Annotated in this window: 29 protein-coding genes; 26 read left to right on the top strand and 3 right to left on the bottom strand. The window is 39.0% G+C overall.

All coding sequences use genetic code 11. The annotated features are described in order from the left end of the window. Nucleotides 1-83: 83 nt before the first annotated feature. From AR543_RS19015 to AR543_RS19005, 3 genes are all read left to right on the top strand, one after another. Nucleotides 84-1,118, top strand: coding sequence for a LacI family DNA-binding transcriptional regulator (locus AR543_RS19015; RefSeq protein ID WP_060535969.1), 1,035 nt, complete (start codon nt 84-86; stop codon nt 1,116-1,118). A gap of 36 nt (nt 1,119-1,154) precedes the next feature. Beyond that, nucleotides 1,155-1,541 carry a hypothetical protein gene (locus AR543_RS19010; protein WP_060535968.1) on the top strand — a complete coding sequence of 129 codons (387 nt, stop codon included), beginning with the start codon at nt 1,155-1,157 and terminating at the stop codon, nt 1,539-1,541. 209 nt (nt 1,542-1,750) lie between these two features. Beyond that, nucleotides 1,751-2,746 (top strand): ABC transporter substrate-binding protein, encoded by a 996-nt coding sequence (locus tag AR543_RS19005; protein ID WP_060535967.1) that lies wholly within the window; start codon nt 1,751-1,753, stop codon nt 2,744-2,746. 310 nt (nt 2,747-3,056) lie between these two features. Here the strand turns inward: AR543_RS19005 and AR543_RS19000 are convergent, their stop codons facing one another. From AR543_RS19000 to AR543_RS18990, 3 genes are all read right to left on the bottom strand, one after another. Further along, nucleotides 3,057-4,457 carry a hypothetical protein gene (locus AR543_RS19000; RefSeq protein ID WP_060535966.1) on the bottom strand — a complete coding sequence of 467 codons (1,401 nt, stop codon included), beginning with the start codon at nt 4,455-4,457 and terminating at the stop codon, nt 3,057-3,059. 332 nt (nt 4,458-4,789) lie between these two features. Continuing rightward, nucleotides 4,790-5,629 (bottom strand): hypothetical protein, encoded by an 840-nt coding sequence (locus AR543_RS18995; protein ID WP_060535965.1) that lies wholly within the window; start codon nt 5,627-5,629, stop codon nt 4,790-4,792. 313 nt (nt 5,630-5,942) lie between these two features. Continuing rightward, nucleotides 5,943-6,197: a hypothetical protein gene (locus AR543_RS18990; protein ID WP_060535964.1), complete on the bottom strand. Its 255-nt coding sequence runs from the start codon at nt 6,195-6,197 to the stop codon at nt 5,943-5,945. A gap of 545 nt (nt 6,198-6,742) precedes the next feature. Here AR543_RS18990 and AR543_RS18985 point away from each other — a divergent pair. The 23 genes from AR543_RS18985 (at nt 6,743) to AR543_RS18875 (ending at nt 22,188) form a co-directional block, all read left to right on the top strand. Then, nucleotides 6,743-7,159: an ankyrin repeat domain-containing protein gene (locus tag AR543_RS18985; protein ID WP_060535963.1), complete on the top strand. Its 417-nt coding sequence runs from the start codon at nt 6,743-6,745 to the stop codon at nt 7,157-7,159. 87 nt (nt 7,160-7,246) lie between these two features. Further along, entirely contained in the window at nt 7,247-8,005 is a 759-nt protein-coding gene (locus tag AR543_RS18980) for an AAA family ATPase (RefSeq protein ID WP_060535962.1), read from the top strand. 271 nt (nt 8,006-8,276) lie between these two features. Then, entirely contained in the window at nt 8,277-8,633 is a 357-nt protein-coding gene (locus tag AR543_RS18975; RefSeq protein ID WP_060535961.1) for a hypothetical protein, read from the top strand. An 18-nt stretch (nt 8,634-8,651) separates the two neighbouring features. Next, on the top strand, nt 8,652-9,302 hold the full coding sequence (locus AR543_RS18970; RefSeq protein WP_060535960.1) for a hypothetical protein: 651 nt from the start codon (nt 8,652-8,654) through the stop codon (nt 9,300-9,302). Nucleotides 9,303-9,356: 54 nt separating this feature from the next. Continuing rightward, nucleotides 9,357-9,857: a hypothetical protein gene (locus AR543_RS18965; RefSeq protein WP_060535959.1), complete on the top strand. Its 501-nt coding sequence runs from the start codon at nt 9,357-9,359 to the stop codon at nt 9,855-9,857. A gap of 26 nt (nt 9,858-9,883) precedes the next feature. Further along, nucleotides 9,884-10,216, top strand: a complete 333-nt coding sequence (locus AR543_RS18960; RefSeq protein ID WP_060535958.1) for a hypothetical protein — start codon at nt 9,884-9,886, stop codon at nt 10,214-10,216. A gap of 38 nt (nt 10,217-10,254) precedes the next feature. Next, nucleotides 10,255-10,815 (top strand): AAA family ATPase, encoded by a 561-nt coding sequence (locus AR543_RS18955; RefSeq protein ID WP_060535957.1) that lies wholly within the window; start codon nt 10,255-10,257, stop codon nt 10,813-10,815. A 48-nt stretch (nt 10,816-10,863) separates the two neighbouring features. Next, nucleotides 10,864-11,304, top strand: a complete 441-nt coding sequence (gene aac(6'), locus AR543_RS18950) for an aminoglycoside 6'-N-acetyltransferase (protein ID WP_060535956.1) — start codon at nt 10,864-10,866, stop codon at nt 11,302-11,304. Between the two features lie 65 nt (nt 11,305-11,369). After that, nucleotides 11,370-11,717, top strand: a complete 348-nt coding sequence (locus AR543_RS18945; RefSeq protein ID WP_060535955.1) for a hypothetical protein — start codon at nt 11,370-11,372, stop codon at nt 11,715-11,717. A gap of 71 nt (nt 11,718-11,788) precedes the next feature. Beyond that, nucleotides 11,789-12,424: a hypothetical protein gene (locus tag AR543_RS18940; protein ID WP_060535954.1), complete on the top strand. Its 636-nt coding sequence runs from the start codon at nt 11,789-11,791 to the stop codon at nt 12,422-12,424. A 227-nt stretch (nt 12,425-12,651) separates the two neighbouring features. After that, on the top strand, nt 12,652-12,927 hold the full coding sequence (locus tag AR543_RS18935; protein ID WP_060535953.1) for a hypothetical protein: 276 nt from the start codon (nt 12,652-12,654) through the stop codon (nt 12,925-12,927). 347 nt (nt 12,928-13,274) lie between these two features. After that, entirely contained in the window at nt 13,275-13,406 is a 132-nt protein-coding gene (locus tag AR543_RS24900) for a hypothetical protein (RefSeq protein ID WP_257790505.1), read from the top strand. A 222-nt stretch (nt 13,407-13,628) separates the two neighbouring features. Then, nucleotides 13,629-13,754, top strand: coding sequence for a tyrosine-type recombinase/integrase (locus tag AR543_RS24775; protein ID WP_237087969.1), 126 nt, complete (start codon nt 13,629-13,631; stop codon nt 13,752-13,754). 188 nt (nt 13,755-13,942) lie between these two features. Further along, nucleotides 13,943-14,719, top strand: a complete 777-nt coding sequence (locus AR543_RS24770) for a TRADD-N-associated membrane domain-containing protein (RefSeq protein WP_087071287.1) — start codon at nt 13,943-13,945, stop codon at nt 14,717-14,719. 224 nt (nt 14,720-14,943) lie between these two features. Continuing rightward, on the top strand, nt 14,944-15,666 hold the full coding sequence (locus tag AR543_RS18915; protein WP_060535952.1) for a Cthe_2314 family HEPN domain-containing protein: 723 nt from the start codon (nt 14,944-14,946) through the stop codon (nt 15,664-15,666). Nucleotides 15,667-15,808: 142 nt separating this feature from the next. After that, complete coding sequence (locus AR543_RS18910; protein WP_060535951.1) at nt 15,809-17,212, top strand: caspase family protein; 1,404 nt, start codon at nt 15,809-15,811, stop codon at nt 17,210-17,212. 232 nt (nt 17,213-17,444) lie between these two features. Continuing rightward, nucleotides 17,445-17,996: a hypothetical protein gene (locus AR543_RS18905; RefSeq protein WP_060535950.1), complete on the top strand. Its 552-nt coding sequence runs from the start codon at nt 17,445-17,447 to the stop codon at nt 17,994-17,996. A gap of 149 nt (nt 17,997-18,145) precedes the next feature. Then, nucleotides 18,146-18,625 (top strand): restriction endonuclease, encoded by a 480-nt coding sequence (locus AR543_RS18900; protein WP_158523993.1) that lies wholly within the window; start codon nt 18,146-18,148, stop codon nt 18,623-18,625. A 612-nt stretch (nt 18,626-19,237) separates the two neighbouring features. Next, nucleotides 19,238-19,762, top strand: a complete 525-nt coding sequence (locus AR543_RS18895; RefSeq protein WP_060535948.1) for a hypothetical protein — start codon at nt 19,238-19,240, stop codon at nt 19,760-19,762. Between the two features lie 174 nt (nt 19,763-19,936). After that, nucleotides 19,937-20,365 carry a contact-dependent growth inhibition system immunity protein gene (locus AR543_RS18890; RefSeq protein WP_060535947.1) on the top strand — a complete coding sequence of 143 codons (429 nt, stop codon included), beginning with the start codon at nt 19,937-19,939 and terminating at the stop codon, nt 20,363-20,365. Between the two features lie 120 nt (nt 20,366-20,485). Next, nucleotides 20,486-21,016, top strand: a complete 531-nt coding sequence (locus AR543_RS18885; RefSeq protein WP_060535946.1) for a hypothetical protein — start codon at nt 20,486-20,488, stop codon at nt 21,014-21,016. Nucleotides 21,017-21,150: 134 nt separating this feature from the next. Continuing rightward, the gene (locus AR543_RS18880; protein ID WP_064505599.1) at nt 21,151-21,486 is read left to right on the top strand and encodes a hypothetical protein; all 336 of its coding nucleotides are present in this window, start codon (nt 21,151-21,153) and stop codon (nt 21,484-21,486) included. 162 nt (nt 21,487-21,648) lie between these two features. Then, a complete protein-coding gene (locus tag AR543_RS18875; RefSeq protein ID WP_060535944.1) occupies nt 21,649-22,188 on the top strand; it encodes a hypothetical protein in 540 nt (179 codons plus the stop codon). Nucleotides 22,189-22,258: the final 70 nt, after the last annotated feature.

Raw genomic sequence — 22,258 nt, 5'->3', positions numbered from 1 at the left:
CGGCTATGATATAATGTAAGAAAAGAAGCGAAAAATTACAAGGATGAATGGAAACGATTCCGATAAGAGGAGAATAAACCGGCATGGCCAACAGGAAAAAAGTAACGATAGAAGATGTAGCCAAAAAAGCGGGCGTTGGTATTGCTACGGTATCGCGCGCTCTGAATGATAGCGAAGGCATCAGTGCCAAGACCAAAGCCCGTATTCTGGAGATTGTCGAGGAGATGGGCTTTATTCCGAATACCTCTGCCCAGAGTCTGAAAATTCGCCAGACCCGGCAGATCGCACTCGCAGTACCGGATATTCGCAATGCGATCATTCCCGATATCGCGTGGTCGGTGGAGCAGGCTGCCAAGCAGCATGGTTATCGTGTAGTACAGATCAATACGCTAGGTAATGCACGGCTGGAGCTGGAGACGCTGCGCGAAGTGAAAAAGCTGCACGTGGATGGTCTGGTGATTATGCCGCTGGCCTATCCGAAAACGTTGGAAAGTCTGATCAATCAGTCGGCTATCCCGATATCCGTTATTAATTACAGCAAAAAGCTCAGTTCCGATCTCAAAGCGGATATTGTCGGCATGGCCCGCCAGGAAGGGCGTCTCGTTATGGAGCATCTGCTGCAGATCGGCCGTACCCGTATCGCTTATGCAGGTGCACCCAAGGACAAGATCGAAGAGCGTTATCTGGCCTATGAACAGTCGCTTCGTCATGTAGATGCTTCGCTTGTGTATTTTGGCGAGGACTTCACTTTTGATACAGGACGACAGGCAGCAGATTACTTTTATAATCTCAAAAATATGCCTGATGCCATCTATGCAGTCAACGATATGGTTGCGATCGGCATCGTGAACCGATTCAAAGAGCTGGGCGTCAAAGTGCCAGAGGATGTTGCCATCGTCGGCATCGATAACAATCTATGGACTACAGTGACCACACCACAGATCAGCTCGGTATCGATTATGGGCAATGAAGTGGGCAGGTTGGCAGCAGAGCTGCTGCTCAAACGTATCCAGTCACCGGAGCCTGCTGAATATGAACGTGTAGAATTCGAACCAAGATTGATTGTCCGCGAATCGAGTCTGGCAGCCAGACATTATTCGCGTCAGGATCGCGAGTAGAGCGAACCGCATGCCAGACAACTGGAGGAACAGTAGATGAGTGCTTATTCTCTGCAGCTGCTTTTACAAGGAAAAATATTGCTCAAGGAATTAGTCCCTGTCGATGCCCACTCGATCACCTGGATGGAGATTGGGCTGCCGCGGGACTGCCTGCCTGCATATCCGCTGCGTATCGAGCCTGGTGCAATGATCGGCTTTTCACCTTACCGATCCAGCGTTCCCATAGAAAAAGCTCGTTTTCAAGTGAGGATTTCTTCATTTAACAGAGCGGATATTGAACAGGAGCTGAAGCCTTCGTACGACAGAGTGGGCGAATATAGACAGTTTGCCAGCTGGCAGGAGATTCAGGAGTATTTGAGTCATTATGATCTGGATATTGATGATTTTACCGATTCGGCTCATGTAGACAAATATCCTTTATAAAGGGCTGTCAATAAACAGACAGGACCTTCTGCCTGCAACGGGTGAACAGAGCTGGAGCTTCCTTTAAATAGGGGTACATACAAGCCTGATAAAAAGTACAGCCGATATTCCGATTTATCGTTGACAATCCGGTTGTACTGCTTCATAATCCATAGATGATAATGATTATCATTATCCGCAAATACATACATATAGAGGAGAATTCGAACATGAAAAAGGGGTTCATCGGAATTACACTTATGCTCGTTCTGATGCTTGCACTCGCAGGCTGCGGAACAGCTGGAAATACAAAAACCGAGGGAGAAACTACACCAGCTGCTGGTGGAGCAGCAGCATCCGGTCCGATAACGATCAAGCATAACCATGGCGAGACGAAACTCGACAAGCCGGCGCAGCGTGTAGTCGTTCTGGAATGGACATTTACCGAAGATCTGGTGGCTCTGGGTGTACAGCCAGTAGGTAGTGCGGACAATAAGCAGTACAAGATCTATGTAAGCCCGGAAGCTGCTCTGGACAGCAGTGTAGCCGATGTAGGTCTGCGTAATGAACCGAATCTGGAAGCGATTGCGGCACTGAAGCCGGACCTGATCATCTCCAACTTTGACAGCAATAAAGATATTTATGACCAGCTTAATACGATTGCACCAACGATTGAGTACAATCTGAATGACGGCAATGGTTATGACTATGACAAGATGGTTGAAGTGTTCAACAGTATTGCGACGGCGGTAGGCAAACAGGATCAGGCGAAAAAAGTACTGGCTGATCTGGATCAGCACTATGCCGAAGCCAAAGAAAAACTGGCTGCTGCCGACAAAGCGGATCTGCACTATGTGATCACTCAGGCGTTCACTTCCCAGAATGCAGCAAGTCTGCGCATGTTCCTGGACAATTCGGTTGTAGCAGGTACCCTGGCGAAGATCGGAATGATCAATGACTGGAAATCGGATAAAGTCGAAAATTATGGTTTCTCGACCGTAGGTATCGAGGCACTGTCCAAAGTACAGGACAGCAACTTTATCTATATCACCCAGCCGGATGATGATGTATTCGGAGCGGCAATGAAAGGCAATTCGGTCTGGAACGGACTGAACTTTGTTAAAGAAAAACGTACGTATCCACTGTCTGGAACTACTTGGACATTCGGTGGGCCTGTATCCTCCAAAGCACTGGTCGATCAGGTGGTTGGCGTACTGACGAAGTAAGAAATACACGGATTATGATACAGCTTTGCCGGTGAATAATGCAGGCGAGGTGATAGCTATTGTTATTGAAGTGGTGATGATCCAATGAAGTACCGGCTCATCATATTGATAACGACATTTGCAATAACTCGCCATAATGATGTTCATAAGAGCGGCATTTATCATAATGATGCTCGGATTAATGATGATAGGAGAAAACCCTGCAGACTTCAATCTGCAGGGTTTTTCGTATTTCAGATAGATGCACGAATGCATCACAGATATTTTAATGAACACACGTATATTTTAATCAATAAACGTACCATCTGGATTATGGATGCATATTCCATTTCACGACCGATCCTCGAGCATCAGCTGTATAGATTGCACCGTTGCCATAAGCTCTAATATCCGCATTCAGCAAAATATTACCGCTGGAAGAGGCGAAAATAGTTTGCAAATTCTGCGGATTCAAAACGTAGGCGCTTTTTTGTAAAGTGAGCAGCAGATTACCATCGATCGTCTGGATCAAGGAGATCCCTTCCTCCGGCGGGCCAACCACATTTTGCTGTGCGATCTGACTGTTCATGGTATACAGGCTGATCGTATGGGGAGCAGGTTGATATACGGCATACCCTGTACCGGATGCTGCAATCTGCGCATCAATTGGAATAAGACGTTTCCATATAAGCTTACCCTTCGGCGAGAATCCATACAGTTTATCTTGCGTAAAGCCGGCTTCGCGAATAATTATGGAACCGTCAGACAGGAGGGTTTGCTGTTCGTCCATATCTTCATACAAAATAGTAGTTTTGGGCATTTGGTAGGTGTACTGCTGCTGACCGTTCTGGTTGTATACGGCCAGCTTGGAACCATAAGCGGTATCCCAGATGCCGCCGCGTCTAACCATGGGCGAGAGATCCATGAGGATATGATCATTTTGGATACCGATTAACCGACCGGCGATCTGACTGCGATGGATCAGTTTGCCGCTGGTCTGGAAATGTAGCAATTTTGTATGATATATCCCTTTATTGTCGTAGCTGTACTGTACAGCAGCCAGAATAGAGTTATCTTTCATCACAGACAGCTGCACAATATCCAGCCCATTCTGATGTGGAAGAGAGCGAATCCAGTTTAATTTACCGGAGCTGTTGATCGAATACAATTTATAGGTGCCATCCGTAAAATTCTGAAAAGCATAGGTAGTACCATTAGCTGCAAAAGCAGTCTCGCCATATATAGTAAAAGGGCCACCGGATTTGTGGAAATCATACGTCCATTTCACTTTGCCTGTATTCTCGTCCAATGCCTTCAGACTGTCCAATTTCCAATCGTACGATATACCGGCCTTGGGAATATTGTCGACCAACTGTGTAATATAGGCATAGACAAGCTTTTTGGCAGGAACCGCATGAATATTGCTCACAAACGAATTGGAAGGATGTCGTATCAGGACAGAGGGAGTTCTCAGATTGGGCGATGTCCAGGATTTGTGCAGTGCATTCATAGCTATAAGCGATTTTGGAGAGGAGGCTGCTGGTAATGGTGCTGCATTCGTTCCTGTAATAGAGGATTCAGCAATGCCATTTTTAGCAGTAGTAGATCCATAAGATGCGGGAAGAGCAGCAGCATGCACAGCAGTAGAGGGAGTCAGCCACATACTGCCGAGCAGGCCGGCTGTCAGCAGACATGAGGTCATACTCATACGTGTAAATAATGTTTGAAGCATATCAATTCCACCTTTATGTATTGAATTGCCGAACAGGTAAGTAGAGCTACTGTAAACATGATAAACTGCTTCAGCCTATCCATGAAGGAGCACTGCCTACCGGTTAGAAGACCCTGTTTATTTTAGAACAAAAAGGTATGGTATTTAATATGCAAAAAGTGACAATCCTATTACCAAAATGATACCGGCGCATAAGAAAGCAGGTATTGGCAGTAGAGAGCGCAGCATAAATGGGCTAACGATACATCGAATACAGTAGACGATATATGACCTGATTATTATAAATATAGAAAAAGCCTGCAGAATCAGGTCTGCAGGCTCTTATATTCATTTTATTCTACCTCGATTGCCAATTGGGCTGCCTGTTCAATAAGTGCTAGATAACTGGCATTTACTTGGTCACTCATTTTCTGATACTTTTCATAATAACCCTCATCGTCGGTTTGCATATACTTGCTCATTAACTGCATCATATCGCTCGCTGTATTTCCCATATCCAGCGTGTGATTCCGAATAGAAACTACTTTTTCACGTATACTCGGATTATCAATTTGAGGGATTGTCAGGGATTCAAGTCTTTGTAGGCGACTATCTATATTCTTGCGGTGAGACGCTATTTGTGCCACCACTTTCTCAATTGTTGGTTCCTGCATCGTGGAGAAGTCAGCTGCTTGTTTCATTTCCTGACCCATATAATGCAGCATTTGTGTACATTCTTCTAAATATTGCAAAAGGTTATCACTTGCTTGCGTAGATAATCCGGATGCAGAGGTAGTTGGCTGCGACGGGCTGGGAGAATGATTCATCTCAACAGATGTGCTGGTCTCTACCGAAGTACTACTGCCTGCAGAAACACTTGTCTCTACAGAGGTCGTTGTCTTCACGGTAGTAGAGATACTATTCGAATCCGGCGAGGTCTCCTGGACGGGAGAAGTGCTGCTATTATCATTAAAGTTATTGCTGCCAGCATTCTCGGTGCTGGGCAGATCGTCTTCATTCTCGGCATAATCATCTGTGGTGCCGTTTACGGTATTTCCGGTCGTGTCAGTATCCCATGTGGACGAGGAAGAGGAAGTCTCCGCATGCTCTGTGGGCGCATCTTGCATATTTCCACAGCCAGCAAGAACAACAATTAGAGCAGCCGGTAAAATCAGCTTTTTGAACAGTGTCATGATACACATCCTTATTGTTATAAAATAAATAGAGTAGCAGTACTACAGATACATAGACGTTATGTAATGGATCAAAGCTGGTTTAGGTTTAGAGCAGAGCTAATCATATCAAACGATAGGAAAGACTACAATTACTTTTACTACTCGTCTATATCGGATATCGGCGATCAATTCATAAATATGAACAAGCAGCAAGCAGATAAAGTGGTAGCGTATAATCGCTCATTTTCTATCTCATAGCCTGTATCCCAAACGTCAAAAAACCGCCAAACTTTGTGTAAACAAAGTTGTAGCGGTTGGAGTCAATTTATCCTTAGGACATGCTATATGGTTTGGCAGCTGTTAGAGTAGCAGGTTCAGAATGTGCTGGTTCCGAGATTTCACTGTGCCATTCTTCTTCGCGTATGGTATGAAGTTCGTGTTTGTTCTGGTGAAGTTCCTTGATCATATTCCGATAAATAAAAGCTTCCTGCTGGGATAAGCCGCTGCGGTTCTCTTTCAAAATCCAGTTCTCCACATTCTTCTTCAACATTTCACTTTTGCGTTCCAGTGCTTCGGTATAATTCAAGTGTATTCATCCTCTCCGGTTTATGCTGTCGGATGATGATCATGGTATGTAGTATGATCCCGATATGGAAGTTACATCCGACGTAACATTTACCATTATACGGCAAAGCTGCCGGGTTCCCAATTAGCATGTGTTCGGCTCTGTCCGGGTGAGAGAGCTTCAGCAGGGAAGAAGCAAAGTCAGTAGATGTATTCGGAAAAGTGCTGCTATATACTCGCTTTTGCTACCAGAGACTTACAAAATGTTATTTTTTTTACTTACCCTTTCCAGTTATGTATGCGATCTTGTTAAAACAGCGTAATTCTATTTTCTAGCTATTCGGAAGACTACTCTATTATATGTACTATATTGTCTGGAAATTCGCTCTGTATATGATGAAATTAATTTTTATACAGATTGTGTACATGCATGTGATCTGTTGTATAGATCGATTAAATGTAAGTTTTGGTTATGAATGCTATTCCTGTTATCATCTGATACATGAGGATGATAACCTTTTTTTGTAAATAACATTGGTAAACCAGAAGGGATGGAGAATCATAAAGATGGATGAAAACCAAATTTTTAAGTGGATTGCAAATGGAGAAGTACAAAAGATCGCAGATGAACTAACTGCAGGCATTGATCCCAACAAAGTATACGAGAATGGGTGGACGCTTTTAAAATTAGCGGTAGAACATGAGCAGTTGATGATTGTAGAGCTGCTGTTGAATCGCGGAAGTGACATTAACCAGCAGCCTAATGGCGGTTGGACAGCACTGCATCAAGCTGTGGATATTGCGATCGATGGCACGATTCAGGGAGGCGGAGAACCAGGAGATGAACCTGTAGATATTATTTTGTATTTGCTGGACCACGGTGCAGACATTGGAGCTGTAGATTCACAAGGAGAGAGCGCACTCGATATCGCGCAGGCCTATAAATCAGAGAAGGTGATCGCTGTGCTCAGAAAGTACTTATAACTATAAGCCCAATCATCAGCCTACAATGCAAATCAGAGGTTACAAACAGGCAGTATTGTCTACTATATTAAAAATGGAGGGATAAAGATGATTTCTTATGAATCTTTTCTACGATCTATCAAGATTGCTAGAACAGATTTCCCGAATCCGGATAGTTACCCATTCAATATCCAGGCGATCCGTCATCTGGATCAGCTTGATTTCCATCCTCAGGTTACTTTTATTGTCGGTGAGAATGGTGCAGGCAAATCCACACTGATGGAAGCGATGGCTATAGCATGCGGATTCAATGCGGAAGGTGGCACGCGTCATTTTAACTTTGCTACACAATCTACGCATTCAGAGCTTCATCAGTATATCTGCCTCATACGCAGTGTCAGGAAGCCGCGGGATGGTTTCTTTTTCCGGGCAGAGAGCTACTACAATCTGGCGACCAATATCGACGAACTGGATCAGCAGAATATTGCTAGCCCACAGATCAGAGATTCATATGGTGGCAAATCCCTGCATGAACAGTCTCACGGAGAAGCTTTTTTCGCGACTTTTCTGCACCGATTTTCCGGGAATGGGCTGTATATTCTGGATGAGCCTGAAGCAGCTCTTTCTCCTTTGCGACAGCTGTCGATGCTGGCTCGTCTGCATGAACTGGTAGAGCAGAATTCCCAGTTTATTATTTCTACCCATTCGCCTATTCTGATGGCGTACCCTAATTCGATCATTTACTATTTGGGCGAGAATGGAGTAGAGGTGAGAACTTTGGAAGAAACGGATCATTATCTGATTATGAAGCAGTTTCTTAATAATAAAGACAAGATGATGAATGAGTTGTTTGGCAATAACGAGTAAGGAATAGGTAAATATTTTTGCGGAGAAAAGCGATATAGTTCAGGGTGAGAATGCTTGTATATTTATAGAGGATAAATTTTAAGAAACCTGTGTAATGATTGGGTTTAGACATGATTTGTATTTTTATTTTTGCATTTGAATTTGAATATATGTATTCCTGTATAACGATTATAATATCCTATATAATGTATCGCAAATGAATAGGAGGGAGAGCGATACGAATCACTTTGATGCAGCAGCATACATAAAATCCAATTGAAGGAGCAATATTGTGAGCAAAAGGCCTTTATTTGTCGCTATCATTTCCATACTTATTATGGCTATCGGTTTCCTCAATTTAATCCTGACCTCTATAATGATCAGCCGCAATGTACCTGTCAAAGGAATTATTTTCGCAGATACTCCTGAGCTGATCGCTGTGATATTGGCCTATGCGGGCGGTGCGCTGTTATTCATAGGTGGAATTCTGGCTTTTAGAGGAATGCATGTGGGCAGGCTGATGATTGTAATCTGGTGCATTCTTTCTCTGCTGCTGTATGCGGATTCCATCATCCCGAGGGTGGTGTATCTGGTTGTTATTTTCCTGGCGTTATTCAACAAATCGGCCAACCAGTTTTTCAAATCCTAAAGATAAGAGGTGCTGGAAATGAGCGAGTTTACTGCCGGGAATATCATACTGGCTGCACACAAAGAAATGGTCAAAGATCAGCTGCCATCAGGATCGGCTATTTATCGGTTGAATGATAAGTGGATCACCTGGCTAACCAAGGATGACGGTCATATAGCCGACCATAATCACAAGGCCCCAGCATATATATATCGTGTCTCGAATAGAATACCTGTACTTTATTTTTATAACGCTGAAGATCACTGTTGGGGGTACCAGGTGTTTGATCGGGGTCAAGAAATAGCGAAGCTGCACTTTTCTTTTGAATACGAGGATGAACTGGTATATAAGATAGCCAAAAAGCGCTATCCGCAATCAAGTTTTGAGGATTTATTATTCAGCGGAAAGCTGGAAGATTTGTATACAGAATTAAAAGAAAATAATACTTTCGAAGAGGAATTTAAACGGGTATTTGATGAATGTAATACAGAGGCGTTTCGATTGTTTGGATGCAACGATAAGCAAATAAACCAGCTGAACCGTATTCTCAATGTTGATTATATTAACAATGGTATAGAAAAGAACATGAGCTTGGCAGAAGAGTTCAAATCGATTATAGGCATTCCGGAAATGTTGTTTGTTAGATATGATCGGGTTCTCGAATCCAAAGAATATGAAGAACTTCTCTAAAATCATTCAAGAAGACAAAGTGCAAGCTCATTTAATTATAAAAGGAGCTAAATAATGTCCTATAATGTCCATGTTACAAAATCCTTGAATTGGTGGCATAGTGAGCAACATCCCATTACGGAAGCTGACCTTGAACAGGTGAAGTCCTGGATCGATCTATTGCCTATCACCTATACAAAAGGACGTCTTACTCTGGAAGGAGCTAATAATGAAGTGATGGGAATATTAATTGCTATTGCTGAGCAGATCGGAGCTCGTGTTCAGGGAGATGAAGGTGAAGTATATGAAGGAGATTATCCTATTGACCCCCAAATGCTAGCCGAGCTTGAACGGAGCAAATCCATCTATGTCAGTCCAGAGCTGCCAGCAACCAATGAATACATCGAATCAATCATTATAGGCTCGGAGCTGCTACATCCCAAGTATGGACCAGGAACAGTGATGGAGATTATTAATGAACAAACGGATAAAGAACTGATTGTGTTCTTCCCATCCATAGGCGCAACCAAACAGATCTTGGCATACTATGCTAAGCTTAATATGCCAAACAAATAAAATGATTGATAAGGAGAAATAAAACAATGGGATACAATGTATATATTACAAGAGCAGCCAAGTGGTATGAGAATGAGGATACTCCTATCAGCCTACAGGAATGGAAAGACTATGTTGAGAGCGATCCGGAATTTGAGATGATGGAAGAGATTGCTGTTAGCTTGCCGAATGGCAGCATGATGAGCTACGCCAGTGAAGGAATGGCAATGTGGGTAAGCGAAGAAGAAGAAGTGCTGTTCGATTATCAGGAAGGCAATATCGTCGTGAAAGGTCCCGAAGATGATGTGATTGAGAAAATGAAGCATATTGCATCCAGACTGCAAGCAAAAGTTCAGGGGGAAGAGAACGAAGAATACTGAAATAATTACTCACTTACCCGGAAAGAAGGAGCATTCTCATGAAACTCGTCATCCTGTTCGGCCCGCAGGCAGTAGGCAAAATGACCGTAGGTCAGCATCTGGCTGCTAAGACGAAAATGAAGCTGTTCCACAACCACATGTCTATCGATCTGGTGTCCTCCTTTTTCGATTACAGCACCCCTGCTGGCAAACGGCTCGTGAACCTGATCCGGCGCGAGATTTTCGAAGAAGTCTCTCAGAGCGATCTGGAAGGTCTGATTTTCACCTATGTATGGGCGTTCGATCTGCAGAGTGACTGGGATTACATAGAACAGGTAGCTGCATTATTTGAAAGTAGAGGCGGGACAGTCTATTACGTTGAGCTCGAAGCAGACATGGAGCAGAGAATCCAGCGTAATAAGACGGAAAACCGGCTTCAGCATAAACCTACTAAGCGCGATATCCAGTGGTCGGAAAAGGATCTGATCGAGACCCATGAGCAATATCGATTAAATTCATTACCTGGTGAGCTACAGAAGACAAATTACCTGAGAATCAACAACACCGATCTTGACGCAGAAGCCGCAGCAGAGATGATTGTAACCAGATTTGCATTGTAAACGTTCAATATCAAATAGAGCCCAATTAGCCCGAAAGGATGACTTCTATTGATTATTGTAAAAGCAAAGCAATCCCATCTCCATCAAGTAACCAGCTTGGCTATGCAGCTGTGGCCGGACAATATAGAGTCAGAACTTCGTGCAGACTTTGCAGAAATACTGGATTCTTCGACGGATATTTTATATCTGGCAAATGCAGAGGACATGGGTGTGGGGTTTATTCATATGTCCCTCCGACACGACTATGTGGAAGGCTCCGATTCCAGTCCAGTCGGCTATGTCGAAGGCATCTACGTAGATCCAGCTTTCCGTCATAGAGGAATATCCACCAGGCTACTGGAAGCAGGTGAAGAATGGTCGAGATCAATGGGCTGTAGTCAGATTGCTTCGGATACTGAGCTGGATAATCATGGCAGTCAGGAGTTCCACAAGAAGCTGGGATTTGAGGAAGCCAATAGAATAGTAGCTTTTATCAAAAACTTGAGCTGATTACTGGGAACTGGAACGAGTAGCATAAGCTGATGAATGACGATGAGGATAAGGAGCGGATCAGGATGGGAGTCAGTAAAAAAGGCAAAAGAAGAATTGTTTGTCTGAATAGAGACTTTTATTGGTATGTTACGCCGGATTGGGAAGATGCAGGTCAGGTTAAGCTGCATATTATCTCCGAAGACAAGCAATTCATAGCTGCATATAATATGGGTCAATCCTGCCAACTGGATAGTTCCCCCTTTATTGTCATTCAAGGTAAACAGTTTGAAGGAATTGTGATGGAGAATGGATGTTATAAAAGAATACTGACTCCTGTATGGGAGGATGATACCGTTATTACACCAGACATAGTAGCAAGAATTATTGTCTGGTGTTTTTCTGTAAAAGAAGTAGTGACCTTCGCGGTTTAAGATCATTAGTGAATAGATTGGAATATGTAATCCATAAATCATAAGCAAAGCCAGCGAAAGGGAGGATGCAAATGCCCGAATACTCTCATATTCAAACCTACATACCGTGTGATGAAAAAAGTTATAAAGATATATTACGCTCCTTTATATCTGTGCTCCTCAAGCTCAATATTGATCCTGCATACTTCCTCGACCTTTTGGAAGGAGGGGTTACGAATAAGGACTTTATGTACAAAGGTAGCAGCACGGCTACCCAGGAGTACGAATATCAAGAGCATACTATACATGTACGCCCATATATTATGGGTTGGACTCCGGAAGTTATACCGGAGCTTACTACGAATTGGATGGAGATTTCTATTCTATTATGGACAGAAGAGATTGATGAAATGGATAATGTAACAGGCGAAATAAAAGAAACTTACAGATCGCTGCTATGGCAGATGATGTGCGCTTTGGCAGAAGAGTTCACTCAAACCGACGTTTATTTTACAAATGAAGTGACGGATGGCTTACCGTGGGAAGCTATCGTAACGAATCAGTATGAGAACTTGTATGTATTTGATGCAGCTATCATTCCCAAATGGTTGCAGACAGTATACAAAGATCTGGAAGAAGAAGAATTTATGCATACGCAAACTAGTGATCATTTGTATATCGCTGACAAAGCCGTTTGGAAAGAAGCGCCTTGGGATCTGAAAAAATAAATTTTCTCAAAACATAGTTGTTTGATACGCAGATTATGAGGTAAAGTATGTCGGTCTCCTCAAACAGAAATGATGATTTTGAATACGATAAGCTATCTATTGAAATGAAAGTCGATGTCAAAAAAGTATACAAAAATATAAGCAAAGTCAAAGTCCGTATGATATCTGTTATCGATTGGGAGCTCTTCCTTTAAATTAACGGTAATAAACTGGCACAGGAAGAAATTTTGGTAATAGAAGAATTTTTCAATTCCTTGCTTCGTCCTGGAAAATATCCTTTATTCACATTTACTTGTGGCATATTTGGCTGCGGAAGTTATTATGTCGAAGTTATTCATAAAGAGGAGAATATCACTTGGTTAACGGAACAAATTCCCTTCAAAGATCAGAATGTTTCGACTGACAAAGAATTTGTTTTTTCTCGGAATCACATGTTAGAAGTTGCGGAAGAACTCAGACAAAAGCTTGATGAGCTTCAAAATATTATAAATCATACGAAATGAAATCTACCGGTTCGCTTCTCTTAGAGGAACGATTATACATTGGAACATAAATAAAAACGGAATATTTACCGGTCTTTAGAACCAAGCAGATAGGTAATATAGTGTGTTTTACAAATATGATATTAAGTGCTTAAAGAATCAGGATTTTTAGATGTATATCATCTATAAGTCCTTTTTTTTATTGAAAAATTAATTCCAAAATATTGGAATAGATGATAATATGAGGAGGCTATAATAAATATTTATCTGACTTATTTAAATAATCAACGAATCGGAGTACCACTAGAACAATATGATGCTCAAAAGTGAGCGGATGTTCATCCCAAAAGGAAAGTAAGCTGCCAGGTGTGCTATTGCTGGAAGAAGTAGTGCGTTTGTTAAAAAGTGTCGTTAATATCAAACATCAGGCTATTCTGTATCTAACGTATACGGCAGGTCTCCGAGTAAGCGAGGTTGTGCATATTCGTATAGAAGATTGAGATCATGAACGAAATGTGATTCGTTTCCGTCAGGGGAAGAGTAGAAAAGATCGTCAGACACTATTATCTGAAGTAGCGGCTTCTGTCTTAAAGCAATACATAGAACTGGAAAAGCCAATCGTCTGGCTATTTCCGGGGCAGCGAACAGGACGTCATCTCACCGAATGATCTGCACAGAAAGTATTTGAGAAGGCGCTTATTCAAGGCGGAATTCGCAATCAGGTGAGTATCCACTCGTTAAGACATTCTTTTGCTACCCATTTGCTAGAAAATGGAACAGATCTTCGCTATATTCAGGAGCTGCTGGAACATCAGAGTATACGAACAACGAACGTTACACGCATGTGAGCAAGCGTAATATTGGGAATATTCAAAGTCCGCTTGATCGGATGTAAGGCTTCTAAAGACTGTGTAAGAGATTCGAGAATACTGCGATAGGTTGGGGATTTATGGAGTTCGTGAATATAACGATATGAGAGTTATTACAGAAGTTCGTAAATATTACGTTACACAAAATTACTATAAAGGAGAATAAAGTGAGTTCAAATAATCAAGAGGAAAATAGTAATGCTTCAATTGGAGCCACTATTACGGTCAACAATCCGGTGGCAGCTAACTTTTTGGAGGCTAGGTTAATAAAATTAACTATTGAAAAATCCAACGATAGAAATTTAACAGTAGGATTGAGAGTATTTTTTGCGGTGTTAACAGTAGTAAGTTGTTTAGGAATTTTCAAGTTAATACCTATGAATGTATATCTAAGCAGTTCACTAGCTGTATTTTCAGGACTCATGTTTGCTGCTAGCTTTTCTAGTACAAAGCAAAGTAATTATGAGGCTGAAATTAGGATGCTAGAGAAACAGTTAGAAGAAAAAGATAAAATGGCAGGAGCCCAAAAAGCAACAAGATATTTTGATGATTTGGTAGCAATCAATCTTCGGAATTTAGAAGATTATTATGATCTAGTAAAAAATAGTAATAGGAAATCTTTTAATTCTTCTCTGATTATGAGCATTTTTGGGGTCCTTTTAATTTCAGGAGGTTTGATTTTTTCCTATTTATTTGATGACTTGGGTAATATATCTTACTTAGTTACTGGTTCAGGAGTATTGGTAGAAGTTATCTCTGCTTTGATGTTTTATCTTTACAATAGAACCGTTCTTCAATTGAAAGATTATCATGACAGCCTTTTAGATGTTCAAAATATATTATTGTGTTTTAAACTCGTTGAAGACACGAGTGATGAATCAATAAGAGTTGAAGTGATGAAGCAAATGATAGAGTTTCTTGTAAGAAGGAAAGATACTCAATAAGTCATTGCTCAAAGAGAATATTACGTAAATTTAATTGTGTATTAAAAATTTAAAAGTAAATGGTAGTTCAAATAAGATATTAACTCTGTATAACATAATATTTACGCTGCGGGCATACGCCTTTGATTCGGCATTCGCCGGATACCCGACAGTCGTCGGATCGTGAATACAGGAATGTTATGTGACAGTTAATTTCAATGACTAAAGAGTTGGAGGAATATTCAATGAGAGAGAATGAAATTAAGTATTTAAAAAGTCAGCTAGTCGAAATTAATCCTGATAAATATGAGCTTGGTATAACGTTCGGAGAAAATAAAGTTATTTTTGGCATGACAGGAGACAACCATTATAGCATTATTTTTGAGTATAAAGCGCTAATAGCAACTTTTTTGAATTTGTGTGACAAGATAAATTACTCATTGGATAAGGCAATTGATTTGACTTATAACACAGATATCTACGATAAATTTGATTTGTTTAAACCTAGTTCGAAAGATGAAGTTAAAGCATATTATTATATAGAAAATGGAATATTTAGAATAGCGACTTTATGGGATCTATTGGCACAGATATATAATTTATTATATAAGTGTGAAATAAAAAACAATAAAATTAATTACTATAAGTTTTTTGAAAATCTTTCAAAATCAGATGATATGAATATTAAAGAAAGTGCCCAGAGGTTAGTGGACTATTTTAATGAAATTTCTGATGGTAAATATGAAAATGATAAAAGATGGATTGGGAATCATAAGGAAGTAAATATTTATAGAAATAAGATGACCCATCGTAATTCACCTGATGAAACCACACTGTCTAATTTTGATATAAATTTAAAATCACATCCATCAGTTCTATTGAGGAGAGTAGCGGAGGATTATAAACAAGCTACGACTTGGTTAGACAAGGTAATTATTGAAGTGATTGAAAGTGTTTTTAATGACTGAAATTAACCATCACATAACATAATATTCACGCTACGGACATACGTCCTTAATCCGGCATTCGCTGGATACCCGACATACGTCCGGTCGTGAATATAGGAACGTTATACGACAGAATCAAACTTAAATAGAGGAGGATTTTAAAATGAAAAACCTAGCTATAGTAATAGCCGTGTCAGAGTACAACAATATTACGTCGTTACCAGGTTGTGAGAATGATTATAAACTTATAGCAGAGATCCTAAGGTCTACAAATAAATATACAGAGATCCTACAGATTCATGAGAATACTGATTCTTTAAGTGTAAAAGAAAATTTAACAACCTTTTTTTCTAGAATAAAAGGAGAAGAAATTGGAGAACTTTTCTTTTATTATACTGGACATGGGGCTTATGATATGGATGAAGAAGACCTTAAATTTGCTTTAACAGATTATTCGAGTCAGCATTATAATACCACAACACTCTCGAATAATTTTATTGATCAACAAATAAGAAATATTAATCCAAAATTAACTGTAAAAGTAGTAGACGCATGTAACTCTGGAATACCTTATATCAAAGGAGATTTAGAAGTATCTCAAATTTTCGAGCAAAAAAAAGCAATTAATAATTTGTATTTTATGTTTTCGTCTCATAGCGATCAGTTCTCTTATGTGAACACAATTAGTGATTTTACAAAGAGTTTTGCCGAAGCTATTCTAACCTACAGAGGAAATGAAATTAGCTATTCAAGCATTATAGAGTATGTAAAAGATAAGTTCGCGCAGTCAAGTAAGCAAACTCCTTACTTTGTTACTCAGGGGGCCATGAGTGATGTGTTTTGTAGTATTACAGAAACCATTAAGAATATAGACATAACAAAATATGAAAAACAAATTGTGGATGTGGAGAAAGAAGAAGTTTCACTGGTTGAATCGATTAAAAGATTATCCCAATCATATGTATCTAAGGAAGAGATAGATCAAATTTTAAGTGAAATAAAAGAAGAATTTAATGAATTAATAAATATTGAATTTTTCAAAGAAATATTTTCTTTAGAAGTAATAGAGGTATCTAATTATGTAGATATTTTAGATATAGATGCTATTGCTAAATGGGTCGATAAAAATTCTAACGATTATTTTCTGGAAATAGAGACAGAAAAGATTAATAATAATAATGTCTATGGTATTACGCTGCCGTTTATAAATCCCAAAATCGAATTTGTAGGAATTTCTACAAGACTAAACACTACTTTCGATTCTTTAAAGGTCAAATTGAATCCAATTCATCAGGCATTAGCTCCTTACCAATGCAACGTAGTATTTCTTATTTCACGGTATAAAGTTACTGTATTTTATAAATTCATTACATTTCATGAAACGGGATGGGAAGTATACGATTACGGTGATAGAAGTGTTTGGAAACACTTTTACAGAAAATACAATGATAGAGAAAGCTTGATGAAGAGAATAAGGGAAATCAATAAGGAATTTTTTAAATATGTCGAAAGTAGTATTCAAGAGCGATTGAAATTGCACAATTCTGTAGACAAAGATATTAAATAACATGAAAATAAATTTCAAGAAGAAAATATGACAGTCATTCAAAGAAGAGATTCCATCGTATAACATAATATTCATGCTGCAGACATACGCTCTTGATCCGGCATACGCCGGATACTCGACATACGTCGAGTAGTGAATACAGCAACGTTATGAGAAATCATACAGGACTAATTGAACTTTAAGAAATTATCAACAGCAGTATAAAACTCTAAAAGTAAATGAGGAGGAAAGAATGGATAGAAGAGAAGAACTAATGATCAGAGCTAAAAAGCTTGATGAAAGATATGGAGATCAGCTAGAAGTAATAGCTAATAAGTTTGAAGAACAATATGAGAAGTTCATGTTGGAAACGGAAGGAGAAAATTATTTTCAAATTATTTTAAGATCGCATTTATATATTGAATTTGAAATGGCAGAAATATTAAATTCTAAGCTAACACATCCTCAAGAGCTAGGGGATAAATTAGCTTTTAATGTCGCACTAAAAATTTTATTAGCAATTGGTGCGATTCCTCTCGACTTAAAAGCGCCTATTAATTTTTTGAATAGGATAAGGAATAAATATGCTCACGAGCTAGATTTTCAATTTGATGAGGAGACATTTGAAAAATTTGTAGACACTTTTGCAATAGGATTTGATAGAAGCGTAGACATTTATAGAAATGGTTTGAATGATTATTCTTTATTGAAGAGTTTAAAGCAAGTTTTATTTTCTTTATGGGTAGCTCTTATTGGCTATAGATTAATAAGTGAGGACATAGCTACTGAATTAAATAATCTATAGAGCATATTACTTCTGATAACATAATATTCACGATGCGGGCATACGTCCTGGGTCCGGCATTCGCCAGACACCCGACATGCGTCGGGTCGTGAATACAGGAACATTATCGGAAATCAATGCTATTAAATAATAATGATAGGGATGAAATTATGCCAATTTTAGATTTCAAAGAGATTGCACAGGCCAATCTTACTAATGGATTACAAGATACTTTTGAAATGTTTGCTCGAGACTTTTTTATGATGTTGGGCTTCGAAATTAAAGATGGCCCTGATAGAGGTCAAGATGGTGGGAGAGATTTAATAATAAGCGAGAAGAGGGAAGGGATTATTGGTGATACTGAAATTGATTGGCTCGTGAGTTGCAAACACAAAGCTCATTCTGGAAGTGCGGTTCAAAGTAATGATGAAATAGATATTAAAGGAAGGGTTGAAACCTTCGGTGCGCAGGGTTTCATAGGTTTTTATTCAACGATAATTAGTTCTCCACTGGGTAGAAATTTGGAAGGTCTGAAACGACATTTCGATGTAAAAGTGTTTGATCGTGAAATTATTGAAAAAATGATTCTCGAAAATCCGAAGGGAAAAACTATTGCTAAAAGGTATTTTCCAGTTTCATTTTCAAAATGAGAAGAAGATCATCCAAAGCCGGCTAATATTTTCTCCGAGTATGAGCCCTTATACTGTCAAAATTGTGGTAAGGATTTGTTACCTCAAGGAGATGGGATAATCGTTTTTAAAGAAGACCCTAAAACTAATATTTATGTTGCTTTTCTCTGGTGCTGTAAGAGGAAATGCGACTAAGACTTAAAAAGGAAGTACCGTGCTATAGGGTATGCTGATGCAGGATGGGAGGACATTTCTGATATTTTAATTCCCGGAAAATATCTAGCTTGGAATATGGCTGTGTTAAACAGAATACAACAGGGCGATGATAAGTATAGTGATGAAGCATTTAAGAGCCTAAAGCAATTTATTTTAAAAGTTTCACAAATGGTTCTTAGAAGGCAAAATGATGAGCAAATCCGGAGATTAATGGATTTAGCATCGCTTCCTGGATATTTTTGAATGATACTCTGAATCATACATCAGAAGAATATCGTCAAGGTTTATTCGAAGATGGCATTGACATCCGATAACAAAATATTCACGCTGCGGACATTCGTCCTGGGTCCAGTATACGCCGGATCGTGAATATTATGTTATGTGAAATTCCCCAATACAAATGAGGAGAGGTTCAGAATGTCTTATAACATCGATGTTTTTTCAAGACAAATGCCAGTTATAAGGGACTTTCTTTATTACTACGTCAGCTATAAAGAACTTCATTCATTAAGTAGCAAGGCAGGTACATATCAATCGTTTGTTGACTACACAATCAATGCCCATTATCTTCAATCCTTAAATTATTGGTGTATGGTTTTTGGCAGTGATACGAGTAATCCAACACATTGGAAACACATTGGATTAAATAATGATGATAGAAATGAAATTATTAACAAAGCAAAAATGAATTCAACTGCATGGAAAGAATATTGGCAGAAGGTAACTAAATTTCGTAATAGTTATTCTGCACATAGGGATCTGAACTATTTGGAACCTGTTCCTCATCTGGATAAAGCATATGATCTTGCGCTTGTTTATGATGAATGGATAAGAGATTTTATAAGTCCAGATGTTTTAGAAGATCCACTACTTATAGATTTGGTTGCTGAATACAGAGTAATGACTAAAGAATTCATAAAGAAGATAGAGAATGCATTGTAGAGAATTCAAGAAGTGTGACGTATCACATAATATAATATTCACGCTGCGGACATTTGTCTTTGGCCCGGCATAAGCCTTGGTTCGACAAGCATCGAACACCCAGCATTCGCTGGGTCGTGAATATAAGAAGGTTATATGACATACTGGAAACCATTTATTTAAGAAGGTGAACCTATGCAGCAAGTCGACTTGGCCAAAACCCTTGAAGAGCTTGAAGGCGAATATTGGGATGAACTTAATTTTGCTTCCTCATTAGTAATCCAAGTACATCAATTAAGGAAGAAACCTCTTTGCGAATTGAATAATGAAGATTTAAGACTTTTAATCGGACAACAAATAAATCTAAATTTGATTTTGCCTTTAGCCTTAGAAAAATTAATACAGAACCCCTTAGGATCAGGAAATATGTACGTTGGAGATTTATTTTGTTCGGTACTACAAGTAGAGAAAGAATATTGGAACGAACATAAAGAATTAAAGAACGAATTGGATGAAGTGATTAGAACCTATGAAGAAGCGAGAAACATATTAGAAGAGCAAATAAGTAAATACAGAAGCAATTTGCAAGTCAATTTAAGAAGCCCAATACATCAAATAACATAATATTCAAGTTGCGGACATTCGTCCTGCATCCAGCATTTGCCGGACACTCAGAAGGTGCGGAGTCGTGAATTGAGGAACGTCAAGTAAAATTCCGAGGGGAAATCGAAAGGAAGCTGCAGGATGATTAATGGAGATGAAGTAAATAAATTCGAGACTGCAAAAAAATATCAAGAAGCCTTTTTGTCAATGAAAAGGGAGTGGGGTAAAGGGAATCGTGATTTGAGTGTATGCTTGAATTTAGGTTTTATATCCTGGTATTTGAGCGTCGAATCTGGAAATACGTTTATTACTCAAGGGCTTAATGATACCGATTATGAAATGATTGAATTGACATTAACCGAAGTTACAGAAGAAGGGATACGTAATTTTTCGGCAGAGATGCAGTTTTTATTGATTTTTGGTTATATGATCACTTTGTTTCCTAATCATTTCGGAGACTATGAGCATTGGAAAAGTATCGGGAAAAACATGCTATCAAAAGCATATGAGGTGGAACCCAGTGATCCAATAATTGAAATGGTTTATCTTGCGGACAATATGAGAAGTGAAGGTTATAGAAATGTTTGTTTAAGAGCTAAAGGATATATTAAAACTAGATTTAAAAACAAAGGATTAATGGATCAATATTTTCAAGACGTATTTGATAGGTAATTCGGATGAACATCACTTAACTTAATATTCACGCTGCGAGCATTCATCCTAGCCTGATATACATTGACTCGTAAATACAGGAATATTATTTGAAAGATGCTTAAAGCTTTCCATTAACCTGATCAAACTGAGACATGAATGTGGAGGGGAATCCTATAGAACAGTGGGAAAAGCTTGTTGAAATATTACTAGATGAAAGGGCTTCAGATGCTGAACAAGATGATGCAGCCATGGATCTTAGTGAGTACAGTCATAAAAATGTAGTAAAGGCTTTACTGACAATTTCCAATCATGATTCGACAGATGATATGATTAAAGCAAGTTGCGGGGAATCCTTAGCCATGATCTTAGTAAACAATGATCGATTTGATAACGAGATTTATAACCAATTAAGAGGCATTGCGAAGATAGAATTTGAAAGCTATATCCGTTTAAAGAAAAACGATTGGAAAACCTATTTAAATACATAAGCATAAGGAGCAAGAATAATCGGAGAGGACGCATTCATTAGATAACATAGTATTCACACTACAGACATTCATTCTTTATTTGGTATTTGCCAGACACTAGACGTGTCTAGATTCGTGAATAGAGGAACGTTAGTTCAAAGACTTTAAAACAGGAGGTTTTCGATGAACGTAGAATTAAATAAAGAATTTGCTTGTAAATTAAGTATTATGCTTGAGAGCCGATTGATCTGGTATAAGCACTTCAAGTTGTTTTGTGATGAGATCATTGATGAATATACAAAACCGCCCTATTGGATTATTGAATTAGCAGATATATGTTTTCAAGGAAGCGCTATTGAAATAGTTAATAAATATATTAATTCAGACCCATTTGTAGATCGTTATAGCAGTAAACTTTTTAACCAATACATTGCGTGCTTATATTTGAAATATGATAGAAGAGAGATATCGTGGGCTAGTTTTCTATCAGTTTCTGGAGAATATGCCGACAATTATGAAGCAGTGAAAGAACCATGTGAATACTTCTATGATCTATTGAATAAGTACGAAGATTCTGAATTCAATATAGAGCTTGAACATAAACAAAAAAGGGAGATACAAAGTAAATTCCTTGACGAAATTAAAGAAATGCAGGTAGTATACGAGATATTTAAAGACTCCTTTAGACAGTTTGTTATTAAGGAGAAAAATACATCTTTATGAGTGAGATGTAGAAGAAATACTCATCATCTAACTTAATATTCACGCTGCGGGCATACGCCTTTGGACCTGA

The organism is Paenibacillus bovis (assembly GCF_001421015.2).
Taxonomy (GTDB): Bacteria; Bacillota; Bacilli; order Paenibacillales; family Paenibacillaceae; genus Saccharibacillus; species Saccharibacillus bovis.
This window is presented reverse-complemented; position numbering and strand designations above follow the sequence as displayed.